We start from the raw sequence: 24,931 nt of genomic DNA, 5'->3' as shown, positions 1-24,931 counted from the left end.
CCCGCTCACCCCCGCCCGTACCCAGCCGCTCCCACGCCTGCGTGGCACAGCGGCGGAGCGCAGAGGTGGCAGAGCGACGCGCAGTCGGGGGTCGCGTGGTCCTGTGCCGACGCGGCGAGGAACTGTCTGATCGCGGCAGGAGGAGCGTGAACAGTGACGGACGTCTGGCCATGGGGGCAGCGCTGGATGGAACCGTCTGCGGAGACATACGCGCTCGCCGAGCGGCATGGCCACCGCCCGTCCCCCGTCCTGGGGCGTCGCAGGTCGCGCAGCGCTCTGAGGTGGGCCCGGTAGCGGCCGGGCAGGGTGAAGTAGCGGTCCAGTAGCGTGGCGTCGAGCTCCTGCTGTGCGACAGAGCCCTGAAGTGGCATGCCCTCGTCAGGCAGAGCATGCTCGCCGGGGGCGCCGGGGCTGAACTGGACCTCCAGTTTGGCCTCGGAGGCGAGACTCGCCAGCACTGCGCACTCGTCGTCGGTCATCTCCCAGCAGGTGACGTGAAGGATCTTGACGTCGGCGCGGATCACGCGCAGCGTGCTGATGGCGGCCTCAGCGGTACGGGTGGTGCCTCGTAGACGCCCTGCGCCCTGTGAGTCCGCGCACACAGTCACCTGTGCCAGCAACGGCGCCGCCTTGGAGAGGGTGATGACCTCGCTCACGGTGCGAGCAGAGGTCGTCATCGACACCGGCATCCGTAACTGGCGGGTCTGCCTGATGAGTTGAATGATCTGCGGGTGATGGACTGGCTCACCACCACTGAGGCACACCTCTTCCACTCCTGTCTCCTTCAACTGGGACAAGGCGAGGGCGTAGGTCGCAGGGTCGAGGAAGCTGTCCGTACGGTCGGCGCGGACGCAGCATCCGCAACCCATCCCGAAGTGCCCCTGGGCGGAGATCAGTGCCGTTCTCACCGGGGGGTTTATGGGCGCCTGCATGGTCCCGCCGGTCGTCTCCTCTGGCACGGTCATCGGTCAGTACTCCTGCGCGGCGTGGTCGACGGTAAGGACAGGGCGAGCGGGGCCGGGACGGCGGCGTGGGTCCGATGCCCGAGGTGCGCAACAGGCTGGACAAGCGGTGATCGTGTGATGGCGGGCTGCCTCGGCGAGCAGGTGCCGGAACAAGCTGGCCGGCCTCACGATCCCCGCCCGACCGCGACCAGCGCCGACTCCAGGTCGTCAAGGCTGGCGAGCAGACGCCGGATGGTGATCTGGCATTCAGCCCAACGCTGCCGGGCATCGGCATCCGTTCGGACGAAACGCCGGTGCCCGCCAGTGGTGGCTCCGTCGAAGCTGAACAGCAGGTCCAGCAGAGCGATCCGCGCACACGCACGCAGGTCGGCGAGCGGCAGGCCGGGATTCTCGGCGCGGTAGGCGCCTATCAGGCGCAGGGCGAACCGCATCCAAGAGGGACTGTTCGCCACGGTGCGTGGATCGAAGGCAGCGCGGCCTAACTCCCAGGCAAGTACACAGACCTCGCCATGGAAGCCGAGGATCGCTGTGATCAGGTCCTCCTGGGCCAGAAGGTTGGTGCGGGTGAAGTCGCCATGCGCGGCGTGCGCTACGAGATCCCCGGGAAGGCCCGCCCGCAGCCGTGGTACGTGGGTGCGCAGGTCCCTGCGGCGCTGGTCCAGCTGGGCATTGAGCTGATCGAGACGCAGGTTGTGCTGTGCGGCGGCGCGGATGAGCAGCAACTCGGAACAGGCCGCTGCCGATTCGGCATCCGCAGTGTGCCACCGGGCCGGGCGGCCATGGGCGGGCGGTGGGCAGGCGACCAGGGCGCGGTGCATACGGCCGAGCATCAGCCCGATGTGCTGGGCGCGTGCCACGGTCATCGGCTCGGTCACGACCCGCCCGAGTGCCTCCTCGCTCACCACCCAGGCCGCGTCCGCGAACGAGGTAAGTACCTCCCCGTCCCAGCTCCGCCATGCTCTGGGTACAGGCACCCGCGCGACGCGACACAACTCCGACATCTCCCACGCCGCCCGGATCCTCTCCAGATCGGCCATGGCACGGTACTGCCGGACCAAGACCCGACGCCCGTCGCTCAACCTCACGCGCCGGCTGAGGGTCTCGGTGCCTATCAGGACCGGCCCGGTGTGCGCGAGGTCGACGCCGTAGCACTCGCAGAGCACCTTGGCCCAGACCTCCTCGTCGCCCGCGGACTCTTCTTGCACACCCTCACCGCCCCAGCAGGCGCCGGGCGCGGAATACGCCCGGATTCACGATCACCGTGCGGGCTTCACCGGCCAGGGCACTGTCTCCGTGAGCGACGCCCCAGCTCACCGCAGTCTCCTCCCCGCGGTGCGCCTCGCAGGAGACGTGCTGTCGGGCACACCACCGGGTGCTGCCCCAGCCTTCGATCCCCCATGCCGAGGGTTGCTTGGCACCGGGTCGCACGTGCTCGGCGATGGCCGTGTACGTCATGGCAGTGCGCCCTTTCGGTCGGTGACAACAGCGTCCAGGAACCTTGAGCGATCCCATCAAGGCCCGGAATTGCGTGTGCGGGGTGTCAGGAGCCACGGCCAGCTCGGCCGTAGTACAGCCGCGGACTCCGGCGGATGGACTCGCGCTCCCTGTAGTCAGCCGACTCAGGCGTGATCGAATGATCACAGCCTCGGGGGATGTGCCTCGTCCGCGTGCTGCGGGACACACAGTGACGGCTGCATAGCCCGCACGTACATTCCATGGGTGATATCAATGATGTAATTCTGGTTGTAGTAGGGGGAGTTGAGACCGCGCACACTCACTTCACGGGAGGCCAGAGGTGCAACAGCAGTCGCCAAGGCACTGCGATCGGTGCGGCTGTCAACTCAGCAAGTACAATTCCGGCACTTACTGCTCCGCATGTCTGCGCGCCCTGCGCCTGTTGCCTCCTGCCCCGGAGGTACCGCAGCGCGTGTGGTGTGACCCGGAAGTCCGCCACGCGCTCGCTACCTGGGACTTCGGACAAACCGTCGCTCTGATCCGCAGGCAAGGCTCGCTGCGACAAGAAGACATCGCGCACCTGACAGGACTCAGCCAGGCGTTCTTATCCATGCTCGAGTCGGGCCGCCGTCGTCTCACCAACATCGACAAGATCGCTGGCTTCCTCAACGGGCTTGGCGTGCCCCCCGATCTGGCGCCCCTTGCTGGCACTGCACCGGCACCACCCCAGCCGGTCACGGAGCCACGCGCCGACGACCTTGACCCTGCCCTGCCCTGGACCGCAACCCGTATGGTGTCAGCACTGCACACTGCGGTGGGGGGCAGCACAATGGACCGCCGTTACTTCCTCGCGGTGAGCGGCGTGGCGCTCACCGCCTTCGTGCACCACTGGGGCACTGCCGAAGCCGAACCTCTCGTACGCGCAGCGCACGGAAGCCGAATCACCCCAGAGCTGCTCGACAGCCTGCAGCAGACCACCGACAGTCTGCGGACCATGGACGCCAGCGCCGGCAGTGGCACGCTCGCCGAACTCGGCGACGCCCACCTCGCGTTTCTCACGCGGCTCGTCCAGCATGGCGCCTACGACGAGGCCATCGGTCGGCGACTCGCCGCGATCATTGCCGATACCGCTACACAGACTGGATGGTTCACCTTCGACTCCGGCGATCACGGCAGCGCCCTCGCCTACCTGCTCGGCGCGCTCCGGGCCGCCAAGGCATCCGGCGATCTCCGGCTCGGTGCCGGTGCCCTGTCCTACATGGCAATCCACAGTTACTCCACTGGATCGCCACGCGATGCTGTGACCGCAGCTCAAGCCGCCCGCGAGAAAACCAAGCACCTGGGCGCCCACAGTCTCCAAGCGATGCTGCTGACCCGCCAAGCCCGCGGTCACGCCAAACTCGGCGAGCGGCAAGCGGCACTCGCCGTGCTCGGGCAGGCAGCCGAATTCCACGCCCGCGGCCGAACGGAACACGACCCCCATTGGCTGTACTGGATCAACGACGGCGAGATCCACGGCCAGACCGGAAGCTGCCACCTCCACCTGAACGAGCCCCGCCACGCCGTCGCGAGCTTCGCTCAAGCGCGGGCGGCACTCAACCCCTCCGACCTGCGAACCCGAGCCCTGTTCCTCTCCCGCGCCGCATCCGCCTTCTTCAGGCAAGGCGACCTCGACGCCGGATGCTCCACGGCCCACGAGGCACTCGACCTTGCCGACCATCTCCACTCGACACGTTTGAACGAGCACATCCACACCATGCTCGACGAACTCCAGCCCGCACACCACACCACCTACGCTCAGGAGCTACAGGAACGTGCCGCAGTCGTGACGGGAACAAGGAGCTCAACGTGACTGAATCCCAACAGACCCTTGTCCTGTGGGACATCGACCGCACTCTGCTCTACGTCGGTGACATCGACCGCCAGGTTTACCGCGAGACCTTCGCCGAGGTCATCGGCCGCCCCGCCCAGCACCTGCCCGCACGCGGCACAGGCACCACGATGCCCCTCGCGATCCGCGCGCTCCTCCTGGACAACGGAGTGCCAGAAGCGGACCTCCCCGAGCTGCTGCGCCGCATGGTGGAGCTGCTGCCCAAGCGGCTTGCAACTCACATGGAAGACCTTCGCAACGAAGGCTTCCTCATGCCCGGCGCTGTCGCCGCACTCCGAGCCGTGCACGCTCAAGAGGACCTGGTGCCGACAGCAGTCACCGGCAACCTCAAGGAGAGCGCACTATTGAAGCTATCGGCGTTCAACCTCGATGGCTACCTCGATACCGAGGTCGGCGGATTCGCCTCCGACGACGACCACCGGCCAGCGCTTGTGGCCATTGCCCAGAAACGCGCCCAGGCCAAGTACGGGTCGGTCTTTACCTGTGGCAACACCGTGATCATCGGAGATTCGCTTGAGGACGTTCGTACGGGACTCGAAGGTGGCGCTTCGGTCATCGGAGTCACATCGGGTAAGACCACACGAGACGAACTGGCGGCTGCGGGGGCCGATGTCGTCATCGAAGGGCTCGAAGACACCGCACAAGTCCTTGCGACCATCTTCTCACTCACGAGTGGCCCCACCGGAGAATAGGGCCACTGCCACTGGGCGGTGATCAGGCCGCGCCACATCGGAAATCGGCTCCATCCATCTCTTTGCTGAGGACCCGTCCGGCAGCGCGCAGTGTGCTGGCGGTGACCCTCCTGCACGCCGATGACTGCGTCCGAGCTGTGAGCGTGGAAGTCGCGCAGTCCTAGTGAGAGATCGCTGTTGTGCGGGTGCCACCCTGTCTTCGTGTCGATCCCCGAGGCAGTGTTCGCGAGATCGGTGTGCGGAGGGTGGACCGGGGCAGCGGGTTGCCAGGGAGCGAGGAACTCGGCCGGCTGCTTGTCGCCACGGGCAGGGTTGTGGGTGAGCGGGCCAGTGAGCACTCGCTCACCAGAGCGGCGGCGTGGGTGCTGCGGAGGTGAGCACTACTCGTCAGGCAGGAGGCGGAGCATGGGTCCTGTCATGTCGGCTGGGGCACCAATGCCGTCGAGGAGCACGACGATGCGGTCGATGTTCGTGAGGCGGCGGTTGCCTAACTCAAGCTGGGACAGGAACGACTGGCTCAGCCCGGTGAGGATGGCCATGTCCTCCTGGCGGAGACCGCCGTGCTCGCGTACGAGTCGACAGACCCCGCCGAAGTCCCTCCGGGACAGCGCGTGCCGTACGTCGTGGCGGTTGCAGACATCCTCCGGGACGGAGGCAGGGGGTTGGGAGAAGGTCGCGCTTCGGTGGCAACTGCCGCAAAGTTCATGTTGGTTGTACCTGCTCAGTCGGCAGGAGCAGCGGGTGCAGCGCCGGGCTTCTTGTGCGGGTACCTGCACTTCGGCGGTTCGCCTCGACCGCACGATCATCCACTCCCTTCGCCAGGCAGGAAAGCACCTTTGGTAAACGCCACCTCGGCGTCGGGATCCAGTAAGCCGCATCGGTGCCCAACAGGCAGTGGACAGGGTTAACAACCACACTGGTTAACTGTTAACTTCGCTCGTCACGCGGGGGCTGACGGCCACGAGAGGGCTGTCGGGGCCAGCATCGCGGAGGGGCTATGGGGGCGAAGAGCAAGCTACAGGCGGCACGTCAAGGTCTCGGATGGAGTCAGGCCGAGCTCATTGATGCGCTGATCGCCGCAGCGAGCCGGCTGGGGGGTGACTCACCGACACCGTCCAGTTGGAAGACCCTCGTTTCGATGTATGAGAACGGGCGACGGCCGGTGAGTCCGGAGCATCGCCTGCTGTTCCGTGAGGTGTACCAGGCCACGGACGAGCAACTCGGTTTCCCTCAGTCCGCCGCGGTCCCGGATCCGGCGACACCCCCACCGCCGACCCTGCTGCGCAGCAAACTGCCCGTGCCCGTGAACCCGGAGATGCTCGAATACCTGACCTCCGTGCTTGGCCAGCATGCCGAGGCCGAGCCTCTTGTCGGCCCGCAGTTCCTCGTTGCACCCGTCCAGGCACAGGTACCCCTCATCGAGCAGATGTGCCTGGAAGCCTATGGGCCATTACGGGAGCGAGTGCTACAGCTCGGCGCGCGCTACACCGAGTTCCTCGGGTGGCTGTACCAGGACACCGGGAACTCGGATGCGGCCATGAAGTGGACCAGTCAGGCCATGGACTACGCGCAGGAGCTGAACGACTCGTCGCTCGTGGCCTACAGCTTCCAGCGCCGGAGCAACATCGCCACGGAGGCGGGCTACGCCGGGCACGGCGCGGGGCTCGCCACAGCGGCCCTCCGGTATGCCCCTGATCTCTCCCCCCGCGTTCGCGCGGTCGTCCTGCGCCAACTGGCGAACAGCAAGGCGAGTCTGGGCGAGCACGCCGAGGCCATGCGAGCCATCGACCAAGCCCTGGAGGCCGCGGCCCTGGGCGACGACGCTGATCCGATGGCGGGGTACTGCTCGGTTGCCTACGTCGAGATGGAGGGGGCGAACTGCGATCTGCGCTTGGAGAGGCCGGAGAACGCGGTCGGCACCTTCACGGAGAGCTTGACGCACTGGCCAACGGTGCAGGAACGTGACCGGGGTCTTTGCCTGGCCCGGCTGGCCACGGCGAAGGCCACCCTGGGCGACGTGGAGGGGTCCCACACTGCGGCGCGGCAGGCTCTCGGTATCGCCGAGCGGACGGGGTCCGCGCGCATCCGGGATGAGCTGTTGCGCCTGCGGTCACGTCTTGCGCCGTGGCGCAAGCTGGTGGAAATCTCCGAGCTGAACCGGGCGTTGGACAACTTGAACCGTGCCATCGCAAGTTCGAACGAAGGAGTGCCGTGACCCTGCTGCCGACCTCTACGAGCACTGATATCGAAGAGCGGCAGCCGCGTGTGGCCGTACTTCCCATCGGCTCCTTCGAGCAGCACGGCCGTTACCTTCCTCTGATCACCGACACGGTGATCGCCTGTGTCATCGCCCGGGAGATCGCCGATGCCTATGCGGTTCACCTGCTGCCGCCGATCACGGTGTCGTGTAGTCACGAGCACGGTTCCTGGCCGGGCACCGTGAGCATCAGCTCCAGGACCCTGTCCGCGGTGATCGAGGACATCCGGGAGTCCCTTACGCGCTCGGGGATCGAGAAGCTGGTGATCGTGAATGGTCACGGGGGGAACTACGTGCTCTCCAACGTGGTCCAGGAGGCGAACGTCGATGGGCCGCACATGTCGCTGTTCCCCCTCAGCTCCGACTGGGAGCAGGCTCGGCAGCGTGGTGGGCTGGTCTCCGACCGGCACGGCGACATGCATGCCGGGGAGATCGAGACCTCCGTTCTGCTGCACGCTGCACCTGAGCTTGTACGGTCCGGCTACGAGAGCGCCGATCATGACGGCGGTGCCCGACGGTTCCTCCTCACGCTTGGCATGGGGGCCTATACGGAGTCCGGCGTGATCGGCTACCCCTCTCACGCGACAGCAGCAAAAGGGAAAACGGTACTGACTAGCCTCACCCAGGGCTTCGCTGTGCACCTCGAAGCCCTGGGTGAGCGGTCCGACAAGGAGCAGATTACGCCGGGTAGCGATGAGGGTGCGGCGGTCAGTCGGGCACGGCAGGGATCCGGGCGTAAATGATCTTGAAATCATACTCGGGCAAACGGCGTGTAGGCGTTGTATCTCCTGCTCAGGGCGGGTTTCAGGTGCGAAAGGGTTCCCACCGGAAATGAGGGCGCGGCAAGCTACCCGGGGGCTACCGGGCCGTTGATCCGGTGATTGGACACCCTTCTTTCGCCTCGGATAGATTCCTAGAATGGCGAGTCTGGAAGAATTGCTGCATCAGAGGTTGGCCCCGGCTTTCGAGGCGGTGGCAGGCGCCCCCGTCGACCCGGTCATCCGACGATCCCAGCACGCCGACTTCCAGTCGGACGCCACCCTGGCCCTCGTACGCAAGATCGGTGGCAACCCGCGCGACATCGCCAACCGGGTGGTAGAGGCTGCCCAGCTTGATGATCTCTGCTCCTCGGTCGAGATCTCGGGGCCCGGCTTCATCAATCTGACCTTCTCGGACGACGTGCTCACTCGTCTCCTCGCTGACTCGGTCGGTGACGAGCGGCTCGGTGTGCCGCAGGCCAAGGCCCCCGAGATCATCGCGATCGACTACTCCGCCCCGAACGCGGCCAAGGAGATGCACGTCGGGCATCTGCGTTCGACGATCATCGGCGACGCGGCCGTGCGCCTCCTGGAGTGGCAGGGGCACACCATCGTGCGCCAGAACCACATCGGCGAGTGGGGTACACCCTTCGGCATGCTCGTCGAGCACCTGCTGGACATCGGAGAGTCCGAGGCTGCGCACGAGCTGTCGGTCGGTGACCTGAACGGCTTCTATCGGGCCGCTCGCGTCAAGTTCGACAACGATGAGACGTTCAAGGACCGTGCTCGGAAGCGGGTCGTTCTGCTGCAGAGCGGCGACGAGACGACTCTGCGCTTGTGGAAGACGCTCGTGGACGAGTCGAAGAAGTACTTCATGACCGTTTACGACATGCTGGGCGTCCGCCTAACCGAGGATGACTTCTTCGGTGAGAGCTACTACAACGACCAGCTCCAGTCGGTGGTGGATGAGCTTGGCGAGCTCGGCCTCCTGCGTGAGAGCGACGGCGCCCAGTGCGTGTTCCCCGAGGGGTACAAGAACCGGAACGGCGACCCGCTGCCGATCATCGTCAAGAAGGGGGACGGCGGCTTCGGCTACGGCGCCACTGACCTCGCCACGATCCGGCACCGCCTGCGCGACCTCCACGCCACCCGCCTGCTGTACGTCGTGGGCCTGCCCCAGCACCAGCACCTGGCGATGATCTACGACGTCGCCCGGGACGCACACTGGCTCGTTCCGCCCGCACGCGCCGAGCACGTCGGGCACGGATCGATCCTCGGCGATGACGGCAAGATGCTGCGCACCCGCGCCGGCAAGTCGGTGAAGCTGGTGGATCTCCTCGAAGAAGCCGTCGTCAGAGCATCTGCGGTGATCGCCGAGAAGAACCCCGAGCTTGATGAGGAAACTCGTGCTGCGGTCGCCCGAGCGGTCGGCATCGGCGCCGTCAAGTACGCGGACCTTTCCACGGACCGCACGCGGGACTATGTCTTCGACCTCGACCGGATGCTGTCGTTCGAGGGCAACACCGCCCCCTACCTGCAGTATGCGCGAGCCCGGATCTGCTCCATCTTCCGACGCGCTGGGGTGGCAGCGCCGCTGCCAGATGCCGAGAAGCTGACCATCACCGAGCCTGCCGAGCGAGCACTCGTTCTGGAGCTGCTCGGGTTCAGTAGCCTCCTCGCCGAAGTGTCCGAGACGCTGGAGTTCCACAAGCTCGCCCACTACCTACACGGCCTGGCGTCGGTATTCACGAGCTTCTACGAGAAGTGCCCCGTCCTGCGCGCCGAGGGTGACGTCCAGCAGACCCGTCTGGTTCTGTGCGATGTCACCGCTCGGACACTGGAGCTGGGCCTGGGCCTCCTCGGGATCGACGCCCCTGACCGCATGTGATCTGCAGGCCCCTGCTACCGGCGGGGAGACGGGCGCCAGTTGAGCAGCCCCGTTGATGAGTACGACCGACACCACCGGTCGTACTCATCAATGTCCTTCACGCCGTCGTCGAGTACCGCGCGATAGACATCGATCGAGCGGTACTCGGTACCGCGTGCCACGAGGCGTTCCTTGATGCACAGGATCGTGCTGCGCGTCCCAGAGGACAGTGCGGCTCGCATGGGTTCCACGAGGTCAGCTGAGCGAGGTCCGTCGTAGTCGGTGGGCAGCAGCCACATCTGCACGGTCCAAGGCACACCGTGGACGCGGTAGCGCACCTCCCACCCGAGACCGGCATCCGGCTCGTCGACCGCGTTGAGGAACAGGATTCTGTCGACGGCCGGGTCCTGGGCCCACGCGGACACGAGGGAGAACCCGGTTTCGACGCGCAAAGTGCCGTAGATCTCGATGTCGATGTCTGGGGCAACCAGTAGGTCGTAGGACATCGCACCGCATAGCTTCGGCCAGCCGAACTGCGCCCAGCGCTGGAGTGGTTGCAGCGCCTTCATGACGGAATGTGCCTGCTCTTGCCGGGCGTCCTGTCGTTGAAGCGGAGCCGTGCCGCTGTCCGGCCCCCGGCCCGTGGCTGCCGCAGCCGTCACAGATGGGCCTCCATGTATCCGAAGGCGCGACACGTTTCCACCAAGCTGTCTGGCACGTCCGCGTCGGTGGGCAGACTGCGGCCTGGCATAACGACCCCGCTCTTGATGTTCTCGGTGAAGTCACCGATCCCCTGGACGAACGGACCGTGATCTGCGGCTCCGTAATTGAGCATCTCTGGCTCCCATGGGACGTCCAGATGGGTGCAGATCTCGCGGGTAATCTTCTCGGCCGCGCTGGTGAGGTCCTCGTAGCGCACGGTGATGCCGTTGAGTGTACGGCGCGCATCCTCGAGTTCCCGGAGATAAGTGATCACCAGGTGCCATGTCTGGGCAGGATCTTGTTCGGGCTTCCCGGCCAGCGCCGACTCCAGGATGTGTAGAGGATGCCGGAGCAGGAAGATGTATCGTGCCTGCGGCCAGCATGCGGTGAGTCTGCGCCATAACAGCAGGTTGCCGGGAGTCTTGTCCACCACGACGTCCTTGCCGGTGAGGGCCAGCTCACGGTGGAGCATGCGGTCCCAGAGCAGATGCTCGATCTCGTCCTTCTCCAGGCCGGAGGCTTGCATCGCCAGTTCGATATAGGGGCTGGTGAGTTGTACTTCGAGATCAGCCAAGTGCATCTCGTGCGGTGCCCGGATCTTGCTGTGCGTGTCCAGGATGCACCGCAAGAGCGTCGACCCGGAACGTATGGAACTGAGGATGAACACCGGTGACGGCACCAGGCGATTCAGCGAGGGCTTCGGTGGCATGGGAGACCTCCTCGTTCCCTGTCCCGGGGTGATCATCGGCGCCAGAAATCAATGGGGTCTTTGCCTGGCTTGAAGCCGTGTGCCTCAACCATCGCTGCGGTCACGGCGAAACTCCGGCCCACGGTCTCCGGCTCGTGGGAGTCACTGCCGAAGGACACTGCTGACCCCCCCTCCTCGTACCACCAGCGCACGACCTCGGCGGCGGGCCAGGGACCTTGGGTGTTCATCTCGAGTGCCCTATCTGACCGGGCCAGTGCGCGCAGGACGGATCGGTATTCCTCTTCGTAGTCGTTCGCGTCGAACGGCTTCGCGCCCTTCGGCCAGGCGCGCATGGGGTAGTCGATGTGAGCCAGGACATGGAACACGTCGCTGTTCTCCACCATGTTGAGTGTCTCGACGAGGTAGGTGCGCATCAGTTCTTGCGCGTTGTCGGCCGTGAACAGGAACGGCGCGTAGTGGATCTGTCCGTCGACGACCAGCGAGTGCAGGGAGCCAAGGAGCCGGTCAAAGGTCCTGCGCTCCAGCAAGGCGCTGATCTCGTCCTTGAACAGGTGGGGTTCACCGAGTTCCATCCCAGAGAGGATCTTGAGCTCCGGGTAGCGGGCGCGGCAGCGTTCCAGGCACTCCCAGTACCCGTCCGAGTCGAACAGGCCGCTGTGCGCGTGCTTGTCGATAACACGGACGATGGACGAGTCCTCCTTCTCTCCGGGGTATGCCCAGGTGGTGAAGTCCGCATGGTCCGTGAAGGAGATGGCTGGCAGGCCAAGGCGTATGGCCTCTTCGCAAGCCTTCTCCATCACCGCGGTCGAGGCGTCCCACGACCATTCCGTGTGGACATGGTTGTCGGTGGGAAGCGGCTGCTGCGGCGAAGCATTCCATGCGTGGCTCTCTGTCACCAACTGATCGTCCTTCCTGCGTAGGTCAGCCGCCGGTCCGGACCCCAAGTGCCTGGAGCACCGTGTGCTCTGCTGGTGCTCCTGGAATACTTAGGTGCTCTACGACGACATTCTTGGCGCGGTCGGTCAGCTCATCGAGCTGGAGGCAGGTGCGTACGGTGAGGCGTGTCCCAAGTAGGGCGCGAAGCACTTCGACCTCGTCTGACGCGGCCAGGTCGGGGTCGGTGTACCCGTGGGTCCGGGCCTGTTGGATGGCTCGGCGGACGCTGCTGCCGTCGAGGGCTTCCTCGCACTGCCGTACGGTGAAGAGTTCGATCGGGTACGCGAGGTCCGGTGTGTAGCCGAGGTGGACTTGGAGTTCGGCGAACGCGGATCGCAATTGCGTCATCGTCTCCGCGGTTTCGGGCTCGGCCAGCAGGACGAAGCAATCGACATCGCTGTCGGGCCCGGCCTGGCCGGTTGCGACGGATCCGTAGACGAATGCGCCGATGGCGCTGGAGCACGTGTCCTGGAGGTACTGGTTGATCGCTGCCATGACTGTGCCGGTCATTCGGCGTCATTCCAGCCAGCCGGGCCACTCAGCCGTGGGGCGTCGGGAGTGGTGCTGCCGGATATCTCCGCGTTCATAGCCTGGGCGAGCGACAGCGCCTCGTCAACCAGTCGTTCCACCGCAACGTCGAGGTCGTCCTGGGTGAGCAGCGGGTTCCCCGGACATGCGGCTGTGATCGTGTAGCTCGTACCTCGTCCTGCACCGACGCGGTCGGCGAGGTCAGCCAGTGAGTGCTCGTCGAAGCAGACCTCGCCGGCCTGGTACAGGGCGGTGTTGATGCGGGAGGTGTAGGAACTGACGATCTTCGCTGCGCGCTTCTTGCCTGCTGAATCCAACGCAGCGATGGCCCGACGCACGGTGGGAGGGCAGAACACGAACGCCAACCGGTAGAAGTCGACGTCATTGAGCTGGACGAACAGTCCTGTCTCGTCGAGCCGCCGTTCCAGGTATCGCACGAGGGCCTGACGAGACTCGACGAGGGCACCCAGAGTGTCCGTGCCGACGTGACGGAGAAGCATCCAGGTCGGCAGGCTCTCGAAGCCTCGGGACCCGAGGAACGGTGTGATCAATCCGAGGTCCCAGCAGTCGTCCTCGAACACGGTCTTCTCATGGCGGCTGAACTGGGTCAGGACCTCCCTCTGTCGGAAGAGTACATAGGAAGAGGGATAAGGGGTGAATAGTCCCTTATGTGGGTCGAGTGAGACGGAGTCGGCCTGCTCGATTCCGAACAGATGCTGCTGCTTTAGCCGCTGGTTGAAGAGGAGGCTGCCGCCGTGACAGGCGTCGACGTGGAACCAGACGCCGTGCTTTCGGCACACGTCGGCGAGCTCCTGGAGGTCGTCCAGGCCCGTGGTGCGGCAGTTGCCCGCGACGCCGATCACCATGAAGGGAGTGCGTCCGGAGGGCGGGTTGGACAGCAGCTCGTCGACGGCCTGTGGGTCAGTAGTGAAGCCGTTCCCGGCGTCGACGGAGAGAACCGAGTCCCAACCGAGGCCCAGGTGGAAGGCGGAGTCGCTGTGGGAGTAGTGAGCGATCGGGCCAGCCATCACGATGGCGGGCTGGGTTTCGAGTGCACGGAGGCCGTGCTTGCGTGCCTGCGGGAATGTGTGCCCCAGGGCAGCGAGCATGGCGATGTGGTTCGACAGGTGACCGCCAGTTGTCCACAAGCCGGAGATGTCCTTGACGCCGCGGAGCTCGTTCAGTGATGCGGTCGGATAGCCGATCAACTCGCGTAGCCACTCGATGACCTGGGCTTCAACGAAGGTTGCTGAGGGGGCGCTGCGGTCGACAGCGATGAGATTCTGATTGAGCAGTGGGCTGAGCAGGTGGCCGGCGAGGGCGGCCAGGCCGTTGCCGGAGTCGGGGAACGCGAGGTATCGAGGGTGGCCTTGACTGATCGAGTAGCGGGCGATGACGTCCTTGACCTCAGCGAGCACATGCGGGTACTCGGTGCCGTGTTGGGGCAGCGGCTGCGCGATCGACTTCCTCAACGCGGAGGGGTCGGCGTAGCGCAGGAAGGGCTGGTCCGGCTCGCGGCCGTGCAGGAAGTCCAGGCCAAACTGGAGGGTCTCGATGAGGTCGGCTTGGTGTCTGTCACGTGCTTCGGTGCTTCCGACCAGGTACGTGTCTCGGGCTTCCTGCGTCACACCGTCGACATGCGTACCGAGGCGGAACAGTAGGTCGTCGACCAGGCGGGCAGGGTCGGTGCCGAGACGCTCGTACCAGTTCTCAGCGCTGTGCCGTGCTTCGGCCAGGGCCGCCGTTCCGGTGGCCTCCAGGACATCGATGAGGCATTCGGTACGCATCGCGGGCTGGTCGTTGACAGTAGGCGCGACACGGATGCTTCGGCAAATGTCTGCTTCCATGGCAGCCTCGAACGCTTCCAGGCATTTGACCAGCGTCGCTTCGTCGAAGAGGCGAGATAGGTAATTGAAAAGGCGGGCCTCTTGGGCTACTGGCAGGAAGTCCCCCCAGAAGTGCCCCAATTCGTGTCCATAGAGGATTCCGTTATCGCGTGACTGCTCGGGGCGACTGTGGCGTCCTTCGAGCCGGAGCGACTGCATCAGAAGATCTCGGCGCTGCCGCCAGGTTACGGACTCAGCTGAAAGCAGAGCATTCTCAAAGGGGTCTGAGGGAAGGGTGAGGGTGTCCGGGATCTGAGGTGCCTTTTCGTCGTCGGCGAATATTTCTTCTGCCTCGTCGGGGGTCAGGCTGTCGGCGAAGAAGATGCGGTGCCACAGCAAGCACTCGGCTGCTCTGGTCGGTGCGGTGGATGTGTCGACGACTTCCTCGAAGTCGATGAGAATGATCGCGCCGTTGTCGAGGAACATGTTCCTCGGCGCGAAGCCCTGCCAGATCAGTCCTGCATTCAGCATTGCTCGCCGCAGATCGCGTAGGGCAGTGACGACATGGTGCCGCTTGGCAGGATCGAAGCTCCCAGAGCGCAGCTGGTCTTCGAGCGTGATGCCGAGGTTCCGGGAGAAAACCCAGAGGTCTGTGGCGTCCCGTGCCTGGACGAGTGCATACGATCGTTGAACGGTGAACTGGAGTTGTCCGTCACCGGCAGATTGGGGGAGGAGGTTGGCGATCAGCGCCTCATTGGTGCGCCTGGTGTCCACCGATGCAGAGGTCCACTTCAGAGCCACCAGGTCGTAGGGCAGTGATCCGTCCGCGGCGATGAGCCGTGCTTGGCGTGAGGGGTGGATCGGGACTGCGGTTTGTGCAAGCGGGGCCTGCCCGGCCAGGAACACTCCCAGTTCGGACGTGTCTGTGAACAGTCCCTGCAGCACCTTCACTAGGTGCTTGTTGCCGCTGAACGATAGAGGTCTGGTTACACCGGCTGATGCCGTAGTTGTGCCCCCCGTCAAGGCTGCGATGGCGTGGTGGGGATGGCGAAGTGCGACCTCCCGCGCTGCTGCCAGTTCCTTTGGGGGCGCGGATGCTTCCATCTGGGCGAGGACGATGGAGTACCGGGTGCGGAAGCGGTCGGAGATGTGCCGGTTCGTTGCCATGCTCGTACGCCACCGCGCGAGTCGCTCGGCGTACGGCCGTGCCGGCTGGGCCGACTGCGGAGCTGACGTCATGCCGCAGCTCCCTCGTTGCCGTGCGCGCCTGGACGGAAGCGCTGTTCCAGCTCAGCTAGGACACGTGCCTTCAATTCGGGGTCTTGGGTGTGGTACATCGAGCTCGACTCGACCTTACGGTCGCAATGGAAGACTTCGATGGGCCAGCCCTCGGGGAAGGCGATGTGGCGCCCCCCTGTGGTGCCGACATGCGAAACGAGGTCTTCCCAGTTGTAGCTGAGGTCGGGCCGGTCGATGAACACATCGAGGTCGAAGCCACCGAACCGATTGGCGACGGGAGAGAAACGCTGGACGTCGTAGGCGATGAAGTGAGTGGAGAGCCGGTTTACTGAGCGGACTCCCGGCTCGATATCGTCTCCCTTGTCTTCCAGCTTCCACGACCATTGGCCATAGTCGCTGACCTTGCTCAGCACGGGTACGTATGGGTGTCGCTCGAAGAGGCGCCGACATGCTGCCAGGAGATCGAAAGATTGGTCGGTGCGGTACATGACTACGTCATCTTCGATGACGATGAGGTATGGAGAGCGAAGGTCGAAGAGTCTGCGGTGCCCGTTGTTCGATGCATCTCCGGAGGCGACGAATCGGCCGCGGCGCCGAACGCGCATCTCGTCTACGCCCCAGCGATCAAGGAGGTCTGAGAGCCGGGCGACAGTTTCGGGAGGAGTTCCGTCGCAGTGCAGCACCACTTCGTAGGACTCCTGGGTGTGCCTGGTCAGAGCCTCCAGACAGCGCGGCAGAGTCTCGCTGAGGAGCGCGAGATCCTTGTGGAAAAGGACGGAAATCCTGAAGGTTGGATCCTCCGGGCTGGTGCGCTGCGCCATGCCGTTGGTCCGACCAGTCTGCATCACGTGGTCTCCTCCGGGGCCGAGAGCTGCTTCGTGCTGCTGATCGCGGTAGGGCTGGTGGCGTGCGATTTCGGTGCGTCGAAGATGCCGGAAGGGTCACCGGGAGCGCGACCTGCTATGCGGATCCAGGTGTTGAGTGCGGTGTACTGGAGCCCATACCGGAGAGAGGCGATGCAGCGTGCGATTGTGTCGGTGACGCCCCTGTGATGCACCAACCGAAGGGCGCACCGTTCACGTCGGTAAGGGGCGCCAGCGATCCGGTAGTCCGAACTGTAGTCGGCGGCAAAGTGGATGAGTGCAGGCGCTACGCTCATGCCGCTCTTGAGGAAGGTACACTCCCCGCTGAGGACGTTGATTCGGAGTGGTCCACTGATGCCGATAGGTGTTGCGGACGTGACTGCGGCGAGGTCTTGTGCGTGGATTCCGCTCTCGGCCAGCGCCATGGCAAGAAGCGGCTCATCGGCAATTCCGCGACGGAAAGGATGGAGCTCCAATTCACAGTAGCTGTCGGCGAGGTGGCGGGCCCGTCGAAACACTCCGCGCGTCACTTCTGTGAGACGTATGAGCATCAATCCGCTATTGCATTTGGGAAGCCAGGCGGAGTTCGCCATACGGCACATTGAGGCGACGTCGCCGTACCAAAAATTCTCTTGTGCCGGCGTGATGTCACGACCAACGACTCCGATGTCGGATTCATCGAACAGATCGAAGACCGGCTCAACCGGACGTACGGCGAGAGCGTCAGCATCAAGGTAGAGGGTGGACGAATAGGGCGCGTACATGTCGAGATATAGCTTTTGGCGACAGTCCTCCCGCTGTCCCGCCCCTAACTCGATGATGTCATCATAAAACTCGGTAGCGTGACAGTGTCTGTCATCCGTGACCAGTGTGCGGTGTAGTCCAGGGGAGTGCTGCTGCAGTGAGAGGGCTAGCGTATGCGCTTGACGATGATACCGCTGGTGACCATAAGCTAGGACCAGGATTCCGCGATCGGGATGTTCGCTTATCTTTCGGAGCCCGCACTTGCGAGGGCTCCGTCTAAGTGGCGCGCCTCTCATTAAATCTCCCGTCACCTCTTTTGTGTCACGGCCTAACGCGCTCTTACTTTTACTTCGTCGGTGCGATGCCGCCGCGTCAGCTTAGTCACATTATGGATTTTTCCCCTGTCCGAATGGGGGAGTTTCGACGCGAGCACGTGAGAAGGAGGATTTCCAGTAAGGAGAGGCACCTCCTGTGTCCGAATTTTGCCGATTTACCACGGCAAGACCTTCATCGGGCGTGTACTACCTGCGCAAGTGACCGCCAGGTGAGGCTGCCGTCTTCGACGGCGACGGTCCATCGCTGGAGCGATATCACTACAGCAATACCCGAGTCATATGCATTGATGCTTCGATTGCTGCATGACTGCGGCATCAGGATGGCCTGGCCCCGGACACCAGGACATGATGCGTGCCAACGAGCTCAACTGGGACGCGCGCACATCGGTCCACATCGCCAGTCAGTACTACGGCCTCGCGGAAGGCAAGACGCCTGATCCGTCCCGCTGGTTCGCCCCCTTCGAATGGGAAGACCTCGGAGAGCTGGACAACCTCGACGTGCTCCATCTGCAGTGTCACTTGGGTACGGAGACGATTGCCTTCAGCCAACGTGGAGCTCATACCGTCGGCCTGGACTTCTCCGGCGACGCGATCACCGCGGCACGCGACCTTGCTACACGGGCCTCGATCCCCGTTGAGTACGTGCACGCCAACGTTTACGACGCCCCTAAAAACCTCGAAGGCCGACAGTTCGACATCATCTACACAGGGAAGGGCGCTCTGTACTACCTGCCCGACCTGGACGCCTGGGCCAACACCGTCGCTCAACTGCTGCGACCCAGTGGCAAGCTGTACGTCGCCGAATTTCATCCTCTCCTCAACGCCCTGCGTCCAAGGCCGCACAGCGGTAATGGTCCTGATCTGGTCGGTCACGATTACGCAGCCGAGGAGCTTGTCATCGGGCACGATTACTTAGCTAACGGCGCCACGCAGCGCGAGTCCACCCACACCTATACCGATGGGCCAGCCCTACGGCACTCCACCGAGTTCTTCGAGTGGATGCACGGGCTGGACGATGTGATCAACGCCGTGATCGGGGCCGGCTTGCGAGTCAAGGCTCTGCGCGAGACCCACCAGCTTCCATGGCGTAGATGGCGCCGCATGGAGTGCACCCCGAGCGGCTGGTGGCAGCTCCCTGCCAGCGAACCGCGCATCCCGCTCCTGTACGCCCTACTCGCCCGCAAGTAGGCAACGCCGACAGAGATCACAGAGGAGCCTCGTGAAGACCGTCGCGCTACTCGTGAAGAACGGAATCGGCTTCGGCCATCTCAGACGAGCTGCCCTGATCGCCGAGGCCGTACAGTCCAGGGGGCGATTGAAGCCTGTGATCATAAGCCAGGCGAGTTCCCTGAGCCTCTTCAGGAACACCCCGGTGGACGTCGTCAACTTTCCCCTCCTCCACCGGGTCTCCTCCGCTGTCGCCGAGGACGCATACACGGCGATATTGGATCGGCTGCTGGACAACCTCGATCCCGCAGTAATTATCGAGGACACCTACCCCGATCCGCGCTACCTCGCTCTTCCTTCTCTCGCCCATCGTCCGCGGTTGCTGGTCATGCGCCGTCTCGATGGAGCTTCCTTCGACCACCTGCGTACTCAGGGCAGGTTTGCGAGCTTCGACCAGATCCTCATCGCACAAAGTCGCACGGACTTTGTGCGCGAGGGCCATAGCGGAGACTCCGCCGCCGCAGTCGAGTGCAGCGGCCGGTTCACGTTCGTCGGCAACCTGAGTTACACGCCAACATCCGACGAAATCGCGCAGACGCGAGCGGAGTACGCGCCCGATGGTGCGCCGCTGATCGTTGTGAACGGCGGCGCTGGCGGCGACCAGATGCCTGACGGCTACGGGGACCGGCTCTTTGCTGCCTGTGCCGAGGTCGCGAAGCGTCTGCTCGCAGCGGGCCACGACGCTCGCCTGGTATTCGTCACTGGCCCGTACTACGCAGGCAGACCGCTGAGCCAGACTCCCAACGTCACGGTGCGGCGTTACGAGCCACGTTTGGCGGCACTGCTCGCAGCAGCCCACGTGGCGGTTATCAAACCTGGGAACAACGCGCTCTCCGAGGCCCTGAACGGGAACGCCCACTTGGTGCTTGTCCCTGATGTGTCCTTCCTCGAAGGGCTTGACGAACACGCTGGCCGGGTCGTCGACGAGTACGGTGGTGCAATTTCGACTGCCGACCCCGACACGCTTGAAGAGCTCATACGGGACGCTCTTGCCCAACCCCCGCGTATGGAACGTCCTGCAGAGAACCCGGAAGGGCTTCTCCAGACACTGGATGTCATCGACAGCTTGGCCGAACCGGTGAAGCCTCGGGTACCGATGCGCCAGCTCATGCTCGCATTGAACCTTGGAGAAGGCCGTAGCGGGACGGATCTGTGCAGTGTGCTTCCGCCACTGCTGGAAAGTGCGCTGCTGCTCGACGGAACCCCAATGCCTCATGCTGACGACGGCGTGCATTCGGGCATCGCGCTACCCAGCGGTGAAGGAACGGGTGTCGTGGCTCTATCAGGAGGTGGTCCTTCCGTTCCTCCTCAAGAGCTCGTCGACCGAGGAGTCAGGTTGGCGATCACGCCGGGGCCTATACCGCGGGAGATCGCGCGCTGGGCACAACTCGCCCCAGCAGTGCCTTCGCTGGGAATCTTGGCAGCCGAACACGTTACGGCACGTGAGGGCTGCCTCGATGAGAGCCTGGCCAGGATCGCAAGAGCGACTACGCGCCACGAACCTGCGTGCGTAATCGTGGATCTGTCCCGCCTGACTGATGACGGCTCCCTGAAGCAGTATCTGCATGGGCTCGCGGAATGGCTGGGCACACAACCCGTCAGGCTCCTCGGCTCTGAAGAGACAATCGCTCTAGTTTCCCAGCGCCTCCTGGAGCATTCGTGATGAAATCCGAAGATTCCGCTGCCGAACCGGATCTGCACCATGTGGCCACCTTCGACATCCGGCGATCGGACAACGACGTGAACGGGTTCGTCCACCGGATACTGGGGCTCCTCGCATCAGGCGTGGGGCTAGTTGACGTCTCGCACCATGACCATCGTGGTACGGCCATCGAATTGAGAGCACAATCGCGGAGGTCAATGCAGCAATGACGACTGCCGAATATGCAACCCGCATCTCAGTCGATGTACAGAAACAGGGTTATGCGGTCTGGCCGGGCTTTCTTGACGGGCCAACTACCGAACAGCTTCAGGAGCAAGCGACCCGACTCGCGCGCGGAGTGCATGCGAATCATTACCCAAAGTCCACGCGAGTGTGGGATCTGTTCCGTCATGGTGAAGCCTTCGTTGACTTGCTAGCTGATCCCCCTCTTAAGGTCGTCCTGGACGAGCTCTTGGGTGAGCATCACCTCGTGTCCGACTTCAGCTTGAACGTTGTCCACCCGGGGCAGCCGGTCGACGGCTGGCATATCGATTATCCGTACAACGAGATGCCTACGCTCGTGTCGGGGTCACTCCTCGGTCTGCAGTGCGTGTTGGCGCTGAGCCCATTCCATTCCACTAATGGTGCTACCGAGCTGGTTCCCGGCTCGCATACGATGAATTCGCCACCCGAGCCGAAAAGGATCAGTGATCAAGTAGTGTTCGATGCCAAGCCCGGTTCACTGCTGATCATGGCAGCGGCCACCTGGCATCGGTCAGGATTCAATGCGTCTTCCCATCCGAGGTCGGCGGCCCTCCTGAGCTTTGTGGAGAGATGGGTCCGGCCGATGGGCGATCCTCCAGAATCTGGCCCTTGGGGCCGCACCCAGGTTCTCCGCACGCTTTTGGGTATGCAGCGTCCACCGGAGACTATCAACGGGGTACCGATCTAGCATCACTTGATCCTGCGGGCACAGAGCTTCGGCCTCTGTGCCCGCAGGGCACAGCCGAGGGTATAATTACGGTGTGGCCTCATGCCGAACGGCCTGAGCCGGCACACCAACAACGGTGGCCCCGGCGGGCACATCACGCGTCACGACGGCTCCGGCTCCGACACGCGCTCCCTTCCCGATGCGCAGACTCTCTTCATGCGGAGTGATCACCACAGCATTTGCGCCGATCATGACATCATCCTCGATGATGATGCGGTGCGCCGACCCGGCAGGGGCCCGCACCGATAGCGTGACGTTCTGCCATATCCGCACTCTTCTGCCAATGGTCACGTTATCGTGGATGACTGTGCCGAGCCCGTGGTGTCCCAAATACACGTCCGAGCTGACATCTCCTCCAGCGGCAAGCGAGTTGTGGTAGAGAAACGAATTGAGTTGCTTTACTCGCTTGGCCATCCATCGATACCCCCGTTGCCGCAATCCGATGGAGCACATCCATAGCCGTTCAGGGGTCATACCGGCTCCCCACGAGAAGTATTGAGCAGAGGTGGGAAGTGTAGTACTTGGTGCCGGAGTTCCACTGGCTCAGTCAGTATTCGCAGTCCGTACAGTTGCGCATGTGTCTTACCAGGATCGCGATCCCTTGTCGCATTGGCGCGGGTTAGTGTACGGCGATGCATCGAAGGACGCTATCTCTCGTGTAATACGTTCTTCGGAACTGCAGCGATGGATTCCCACCATGTCCGGTATTACCCAGATCGTGCCATTCTCAAAGCGCTGGTGAATGAGGTCGTGTGGTTGGGATGGACGTGTGGACGGCCAGCGCGTCCTGTTCCAGTCCGGCTGCATGTTCAGTTCAGCAGCCCTCGACGGCGCGGCTTGTTCAGGGGCTCGGGCTCGTACAGGGCTAGGAGGATCGCCTCGGCCCGGTCTGGGGACTTCATGCCGCGGGCCTTCATCGCCTTCTTCGACTCGATCTGGGTGAAGCCGCTCGTCGTCGACAGCAGTTTGGGGGTGGAGAGCTGGGCGGCGGCTTCGCGGTCGATGCGCAGCCGGAGGCGGCCTGTCCCGGTGGAGGGGTCGGGCTGGAGCAGGGCGCGGGTGGCGAGCCACATCTCGTCGCGCTTGCGCCAGGGGCGCATGACGGCGCCGGGGTCGTCCTGGGAGGGGGATTCGCTGACCATGACGCCGATGATCTGGGCCTGGTGGCGGCCGGTCTGCGCCCAGCGTTCCAGCATCGAGGTGACGCCGTGGCCGATGCCGTTCTTGTCGACCTTGACGCGGACGGGGTGCGGGGAGCGGATCGCATCCGCGAGGCGCTGTGCGGCGTCGATCTCCTCCAGGACCTTCTCAGCGACCGTGACCTGGGAGTCGTTGGCGGAGCCGGAGGAGCGGTGGCGCTGCTCAACCAGGTCGCCGACCGACCGATAGATGGTGAACTCGTCGCCGCCGTCCGCTGCGACGTCGACGCCGAGGCGGATCCAGGCCCCGTCGCGGACCGTGTGCGTTCCGGTCTCGCCGGGCAGACCGAGGTCGCGGGGGTGTATCCAGCCGGGCCCGGCGGGGTCGTCGGTGTCGCGGGCGGCTTCGACCCAGGTGACGGGGATCGCGAGGCCCCCGCCGCCCTTGGGGAACTTCGCGTACACCTTGGCGACGACGTAGGGGTGGTCCTCGCCGTACTCGGTGATGGTGCGGTCCACCCATTCCTGGCCGGGCAGGTGCCGGTCGAGGGTGTGCCGGTCGGCGGTCTCGGGGCAGTCGTTGCAGTATGGGACGCGCTCCTTGGTGATCGCGGGGGAGTCGAGCGCGGCGATGGGGATGGTGACCGTGCCCGGTCGGTGCGGGTCTGCGCCTTCCTCGCATAGTCCCTCGAACCACGACCTGGGGTCGTCCATGGCGGGGTTGCCGATGGCAAGCATGCGGGCGTCGCCGGTCAGGAGGTTGTTGGTGCCGCTGCCGATGCTGCGGGCGATGCCTCCGGCCTCGTCGACGACGACCAGCAGCTTGGGGGTGCCGTGGATGCCCTGCATCGCGGCTTCGTCGTTCTCCGGGGCGGTGAAGCCGTAGGCCACCAGGACATCGTTGCCGTAGCGGTCGGGCATTTTCCACTGCGTGGTGTCGCAGTAGCCGGGCAGGCCGGCGCGGGCGACGGTCTTGCGGATGTGCGGCCACAGCTGGTTGCGCACCTGCCGGAACCGTGTGGCGGTGGTGACGATGACCATCGTTCCGGCAGGGTTCACCGCCCCGGCCCAGGCGACCAGTCGGCCCGCGATCCAGGTCTTGCCGACGCCGAATCCCGCGGGGACTGCGGTGCGGTTGTGCAGCGGTACGGCGTCGACGATCTCGCGTTGGCGGCTCCAGATGCTCTCGCCGAGTACGTCTTCGATGAACCCGGAGGGGGTGTCGTGCCACAGGCCGTAGGGGCTTCCGGTGATCCGTTCGACCTCGGTCATGACGTGCTGTCGCTCGGCGGGGCTGAGCGTCTTGAAGGCGCGGCGCCGGTCGGCCGCGGGGGCGCCGAGGAGGATGTCCGCGATATTGGAGGCGTCCCGGGAGATCAGGCCGGGCCGTGGGCGGGCGATCCGCGCAGCCGGTGGCACCACGCCTGTGTGGGGTGTGGGGCCGGGCTGTGCGGGGGGCATGGCCGGGACGGTGCCGTTCGTCGCGGGCTTGTGTCGTGGTCTGGCCAGGCGCCCATGCCCTGACGCCCGGCCAGACCGGCCCTATCGGAGGCCGTGGTGCCCGACGCTCGGCGCCTGGGGGGAGGGGCGCTGCGTGTCCGGGGCACCGCATGTAGGTACGTCCGCGGGCCGGGTCTTGTTACGCGGTGGCTGAGCCGCGGGATCTTGTGGGCGGGTAGCTGCGGCGGTTTGGAGCGCCTGCTGCTCCTCGTCGGTGCGGCGGAGGGCTTCGAGGACGATGTGGGCCTCAGCGATGGCTGCGGTGCGTTCGTCCGGGGCGAGCCGGTACCAGGGGGTTACCGTGCTGCCGCACAGGGTCAGGACTTCGCGGCGTGTTTCGTAGAAGTGGCGGGCCAGGGCTACGGCGGGGGGCATGGTCATCACGCTCGGGGGAACGTCGCGGGCCCGGATTCTGTGACTGCTGCCAGCCAGTGCCGCCCGCCGGTTTGCGGCTGCGGCCGTCGCCGCCGCCGAAGTCGGTCCGCCATGGTGAGCCAGGGAAGTCCGACGGTGCCTGAGCGAAGCGAAGGCACCGTAAGTACGTGATTGTCGTGCTTGATGTTCTTACTAAAGGCGCCTGGAAGGCCGGAAGCCGGGACACCGGAACCCGGGTTCCCGGGCGCCGGGTTTTCAGGCCCCGGTGACCGGCGACTGAAAACCCGGCC

At 64.6% G+C, this 24,931-nt stretch carries 20 protein-coding genes; 8 read left to right on the top strand and 12 right to left on the bottom strand.

The features are described from left to right. Window positions 1–5 precede the first annotated feature (5 nt). Complete coding sequence (locus G5C65_RS01375) at window positions 6–965, bottom strand: radical SAM protein (protein WP_206441102.1); 960 nt, start codon at window positions 963–965, stop codon at window positions 6–8. A gap of 164 nt (window positions 966–1,129) precedes the next feature. Continuing rightward, on the bottom strand, window positions 1,130–2,170 hold the full coding sequence (locus G5C65_RS01370; protein WP_165296699.1) for an aminoglycoside phosphotransferase/kinase family protein: 1,041 nt from the start codon (window positions 2,168–2,170) through the stop codon (window positions 1,130–1,132). Window positions 2,171–2,760: 590 nt separating this feature from the next. On the opposite strand from G5C65_RS01370, the gene G5C65_RS01365 reads away from it, so the two are divergent. Together G5C65_RS01365 and G5C65_RS01360 are read left to right on the top strand one after the other, a co-directional pair. Next, on the top strand, window positions 2,761–4,272 hold the full coding sequence (locus G5C65_RS01365) for an NsdA family TPR-like regulatory protein (RefSeq protein WP_165296698.1): 1,512 nt from the start codon (window positions 2,761–2,763) through the stop codon (window positions 4,270–4,272). Beyond that, the gene (locus G5C65_RS01360; protein WP_165296697.1) at window positions 4,269–5,003 is read left to right on the top strand and encodes an HAD hydrolase-like protein; all 735 of its coding nucleotides are present in this window, start codon (window positions 4,269–4,271) and stop codon (window positions 5,001–5,003) included. The genes G5C65_RS01365 and G5C65_RS01360 overlap by 4 nt, the downstream gene beginning before the upstream one ends. Window positions 5,004–5,383: 380 nt before the next feature. Here the strand turns inward: G5C65_RS01360 and G5C65_RS40035 are convergent, their stop codons facing one another. Further along, window positions 5,384–5,809 carry a helix-turn-helix domain-containing protein gene (locus tag G5C65_RS40035; RefSeq protein WP_165296696.1) on the bottom strand — a complete coding sequence of 142 codons (426 nt, stop codon included), beginning with the start codon at window positions 5,807–5,809 and terminating at the stop codon, window positions 5,384–5,386. 191 nt (window positions 5,810–6,000) lie between these two features. Here G5C65_RS40035 and G5C65_RS01350 point away from each other — a divergent pair, with 191 nt between their 5' ends. The 3 genes from G5C65_RS01350 (at window position 6,001) to argS (ending at window position 9,906) form a co-directional block, all read left to right on the top strand. Beyond that, window positions 6,001–7,218, top strand: a complete 1,218-nt coding sequence (locus G5C65_RS01350) for a helix-turn-helix domain-containing protein (protein ID WP_165296695.1) — start codon at window positions 6,001–6,003, stop codon at window positions 7,216–7,218. After that, window positions 7,215–8,003, top strand: coding sequence for a creatininase family protein (locus tag G5C65_RS01345; RefSeq protein ID WP_165296694.1), 789 nt, complete (start codon window positions 7,215–7,217; stop codon window positions 8,001–8,003). Before G5C65_RS01350 ends, G5C65_RS01345 begins: the two co-directional genes overlap by 4 nt. A gap of 175 nt (window positions 8,004–8,178) precedes the next feature. Further along, the gene (gene argS, locus G5C65_RS01340) at window positions 8,179–9,906 is read left to right on the top strand and encodes an arginine--tRNA ligase (protein ID WP_165296693.1); all 1,728 of its coding nucleotides are present in this window, start codon (window positions 8,179–8,181) and stop codon (window positions 9,904–9,906) included. Between the two features lie 14 nt (window positions 9,907–9,920). Here argS and G5C65_RS01335 read toward each other — a convergent pair whose 3' ends face one another. The 7 genes from G5C65_RS01335 to G5C65_RS01305 form a co-directional block, all read right to left on the bottom strand. After that, window positions 9,921–10,547: a hypothetical protein gene (locus G5C65_RS01335; RefSeq protein WP_165296692.1), complete on the bottom strand. Its 627-nt coding sequence runs from the start codon at window positions 10,545–10,547 to the stop codon at window positions 9,921–9,923. After that, entirely contained in the window at window positions 10,544–11,296 is a 753-nt protein-coding gene (locus tag G5C65_RS01330) for a sulfotransferase family protein (RefSeq protein ID WP_165296691.1), read from the bottom strand. The genes G5C65_RS01335 and G5C65_RS01330 overlap by 4 nt, the downstream gene beginning before the upstream one ends. A 32-nt stretch (window positions 11,297–11,328) precedes the next feature. Further along, entirely contained in the window at window positions 11,329–12,192 is an 864-nt protein-coding gene (locus G5C65_RS01325; protein WP_165296690.1) for a histidinol-phosphatase HisJ family protein, read from the bottom strand. A gap of 25 nt (window positions 12,193–12,217) precedes the next feature. Next, on the bottom strand, window positions 12,218–12,742 hold the full coding sequence (locus G5C65_RS01320; RefSeq protein ID WP_165296689.1) for a nucleotidyltransferase family protein: 525 nt from the start codon (window positions 12,740–12,742) through the stop codon (window positions 12,218–12,220). Next, the gene (locus G5C65_RS01315) at window positions 12,739–15,753 is read right to left on the bottom strand and encodes a pyridoxal-dependent decarboxylase (RefSeq protein WP_165296688.1); all 3,015 of its coding nucleotides are present in this window, start codon (window positions 15,751–15,753) and stop codon (window positions 12,739–12,741) included. The genes G5C65_RS01320 and G5C65_RS01315 overlap by 4 nt, the downstream gene beginning before the upstream one ends. Before the next feature lie 68 nt (window positions 15,754–15,821). Further along, entirely contained in the window at window positions 15,822–16,673 is an 852-nt protein-coding gene (locus G5C65_RS01310; RefSeq protein ID WP_206441101.1) for a glycosyltransferase family A protein, read from the bottom strand. Continuing rightward, on the bottom strand, window positions 16,670–17,452 hold the full coding sequence (locus G5C65_RS01305) for a hypothetical protein (RefSeq protein ID WP_165296687.1): 783 nt from the start codon (window positions 17,450–17,452) through the stop codon (window positions 16,670–16,672). The genes G5C65_RS01310 and G5C65_RS01305 overlap by 4 nt, the downstream gene beginning before the upstream one ends. A 660-nt stretch (window positions 17,453–18,112) precedes the next feature. Here G5C65_RS01305 and G5C65_RS01300 point away from each other — a divergent pair. The 3 genes from G5C65_RS01300 to G5C65_RS01290 all read left to right on the top strand — a co-directional run bounded on the left by G5C65_RS01300 (window position 18,113) and on the right by G5C65_RS01290 (window position 21,588). Further along, a complete protein-coding gene (locus tag G5C65_RS01300; RefSeq protein WP_165296686.1) occupies window positions 18,113–18,955 on the top strand; it encodes a class I SAM-dependent methyltransferase in 843 nt (280 codons plus the stop codon). Between the two features lie 31 nt (window positions 18,956–18,986). After that, window positions 18,987–20,657, top strand: coding sequence for a glycosyltransferase (locus tag G5C65_RS40315; RefSeq protein ID WP_165296685.1), 1,671 nt, complete (start codon window positions 18,987–18,989; stop codon window positions 20,655–20,657). Between the two features lie 205 nt (window positions 20,658–20,862). Continuing rightward, on the top strand, window positions 20,863–21,588 hold the full coding sequence (locus G5C65_RS01290) for a phytanoyl-CoA dioxygenase family protein (RefSeq protein WP_165296684.1): 726 nt from the start codon (window positions 20,863–20,865) through the stop codon (window positions 21,586–21,588). A gap of 66 nt (window positions 21,589–21,654) precedes the next feature. Here the strand turns inward: G5C65_RS01290 and G5C65_RS01285 are convergent, their stop codons facing one another. Then, on the bottom strand, window positions 21,655–22,041 hold the full coding sequence (locus G5C65_RS01285; RefSeq protein ID WP_165296683.1) for a serine O-acetyltransferase: 387 nt from the start codon (window positions 22,039–22,041) through the stop codon (window positions 21,655–21,657). Window positions 22,042–22,436: 395 nt separating this feature from the next. Continuing rightward, window positions 22,437–24,227 (bottom strand): hypothetical protein, encoded by a 1,791-nt coding sequence (locus tag G5C65_RS01280; protein ID WP_165296682.1) that lies wholly within the window; start codon window positions 24,225–24,227, stop codon window positions 22,437–22,439. Window positions 24,228–24,931: the final 704 nt, after the last annotated feature.

It is taken from the genome of Streptomyces boncukensis, assembly GCF_011045075.1.
GTDB classification, from domain to species: Bacteria; Actinomycetota; Actinomycetes; order Streptomycetales; family Streptomycetaceae; genus Streptomyces; species Streptomyces boncukensis.
Note: the sequence above shows the minus strand (reverse complement) of the source record. Positions and strands in the feature narration are given on the sequence as shown.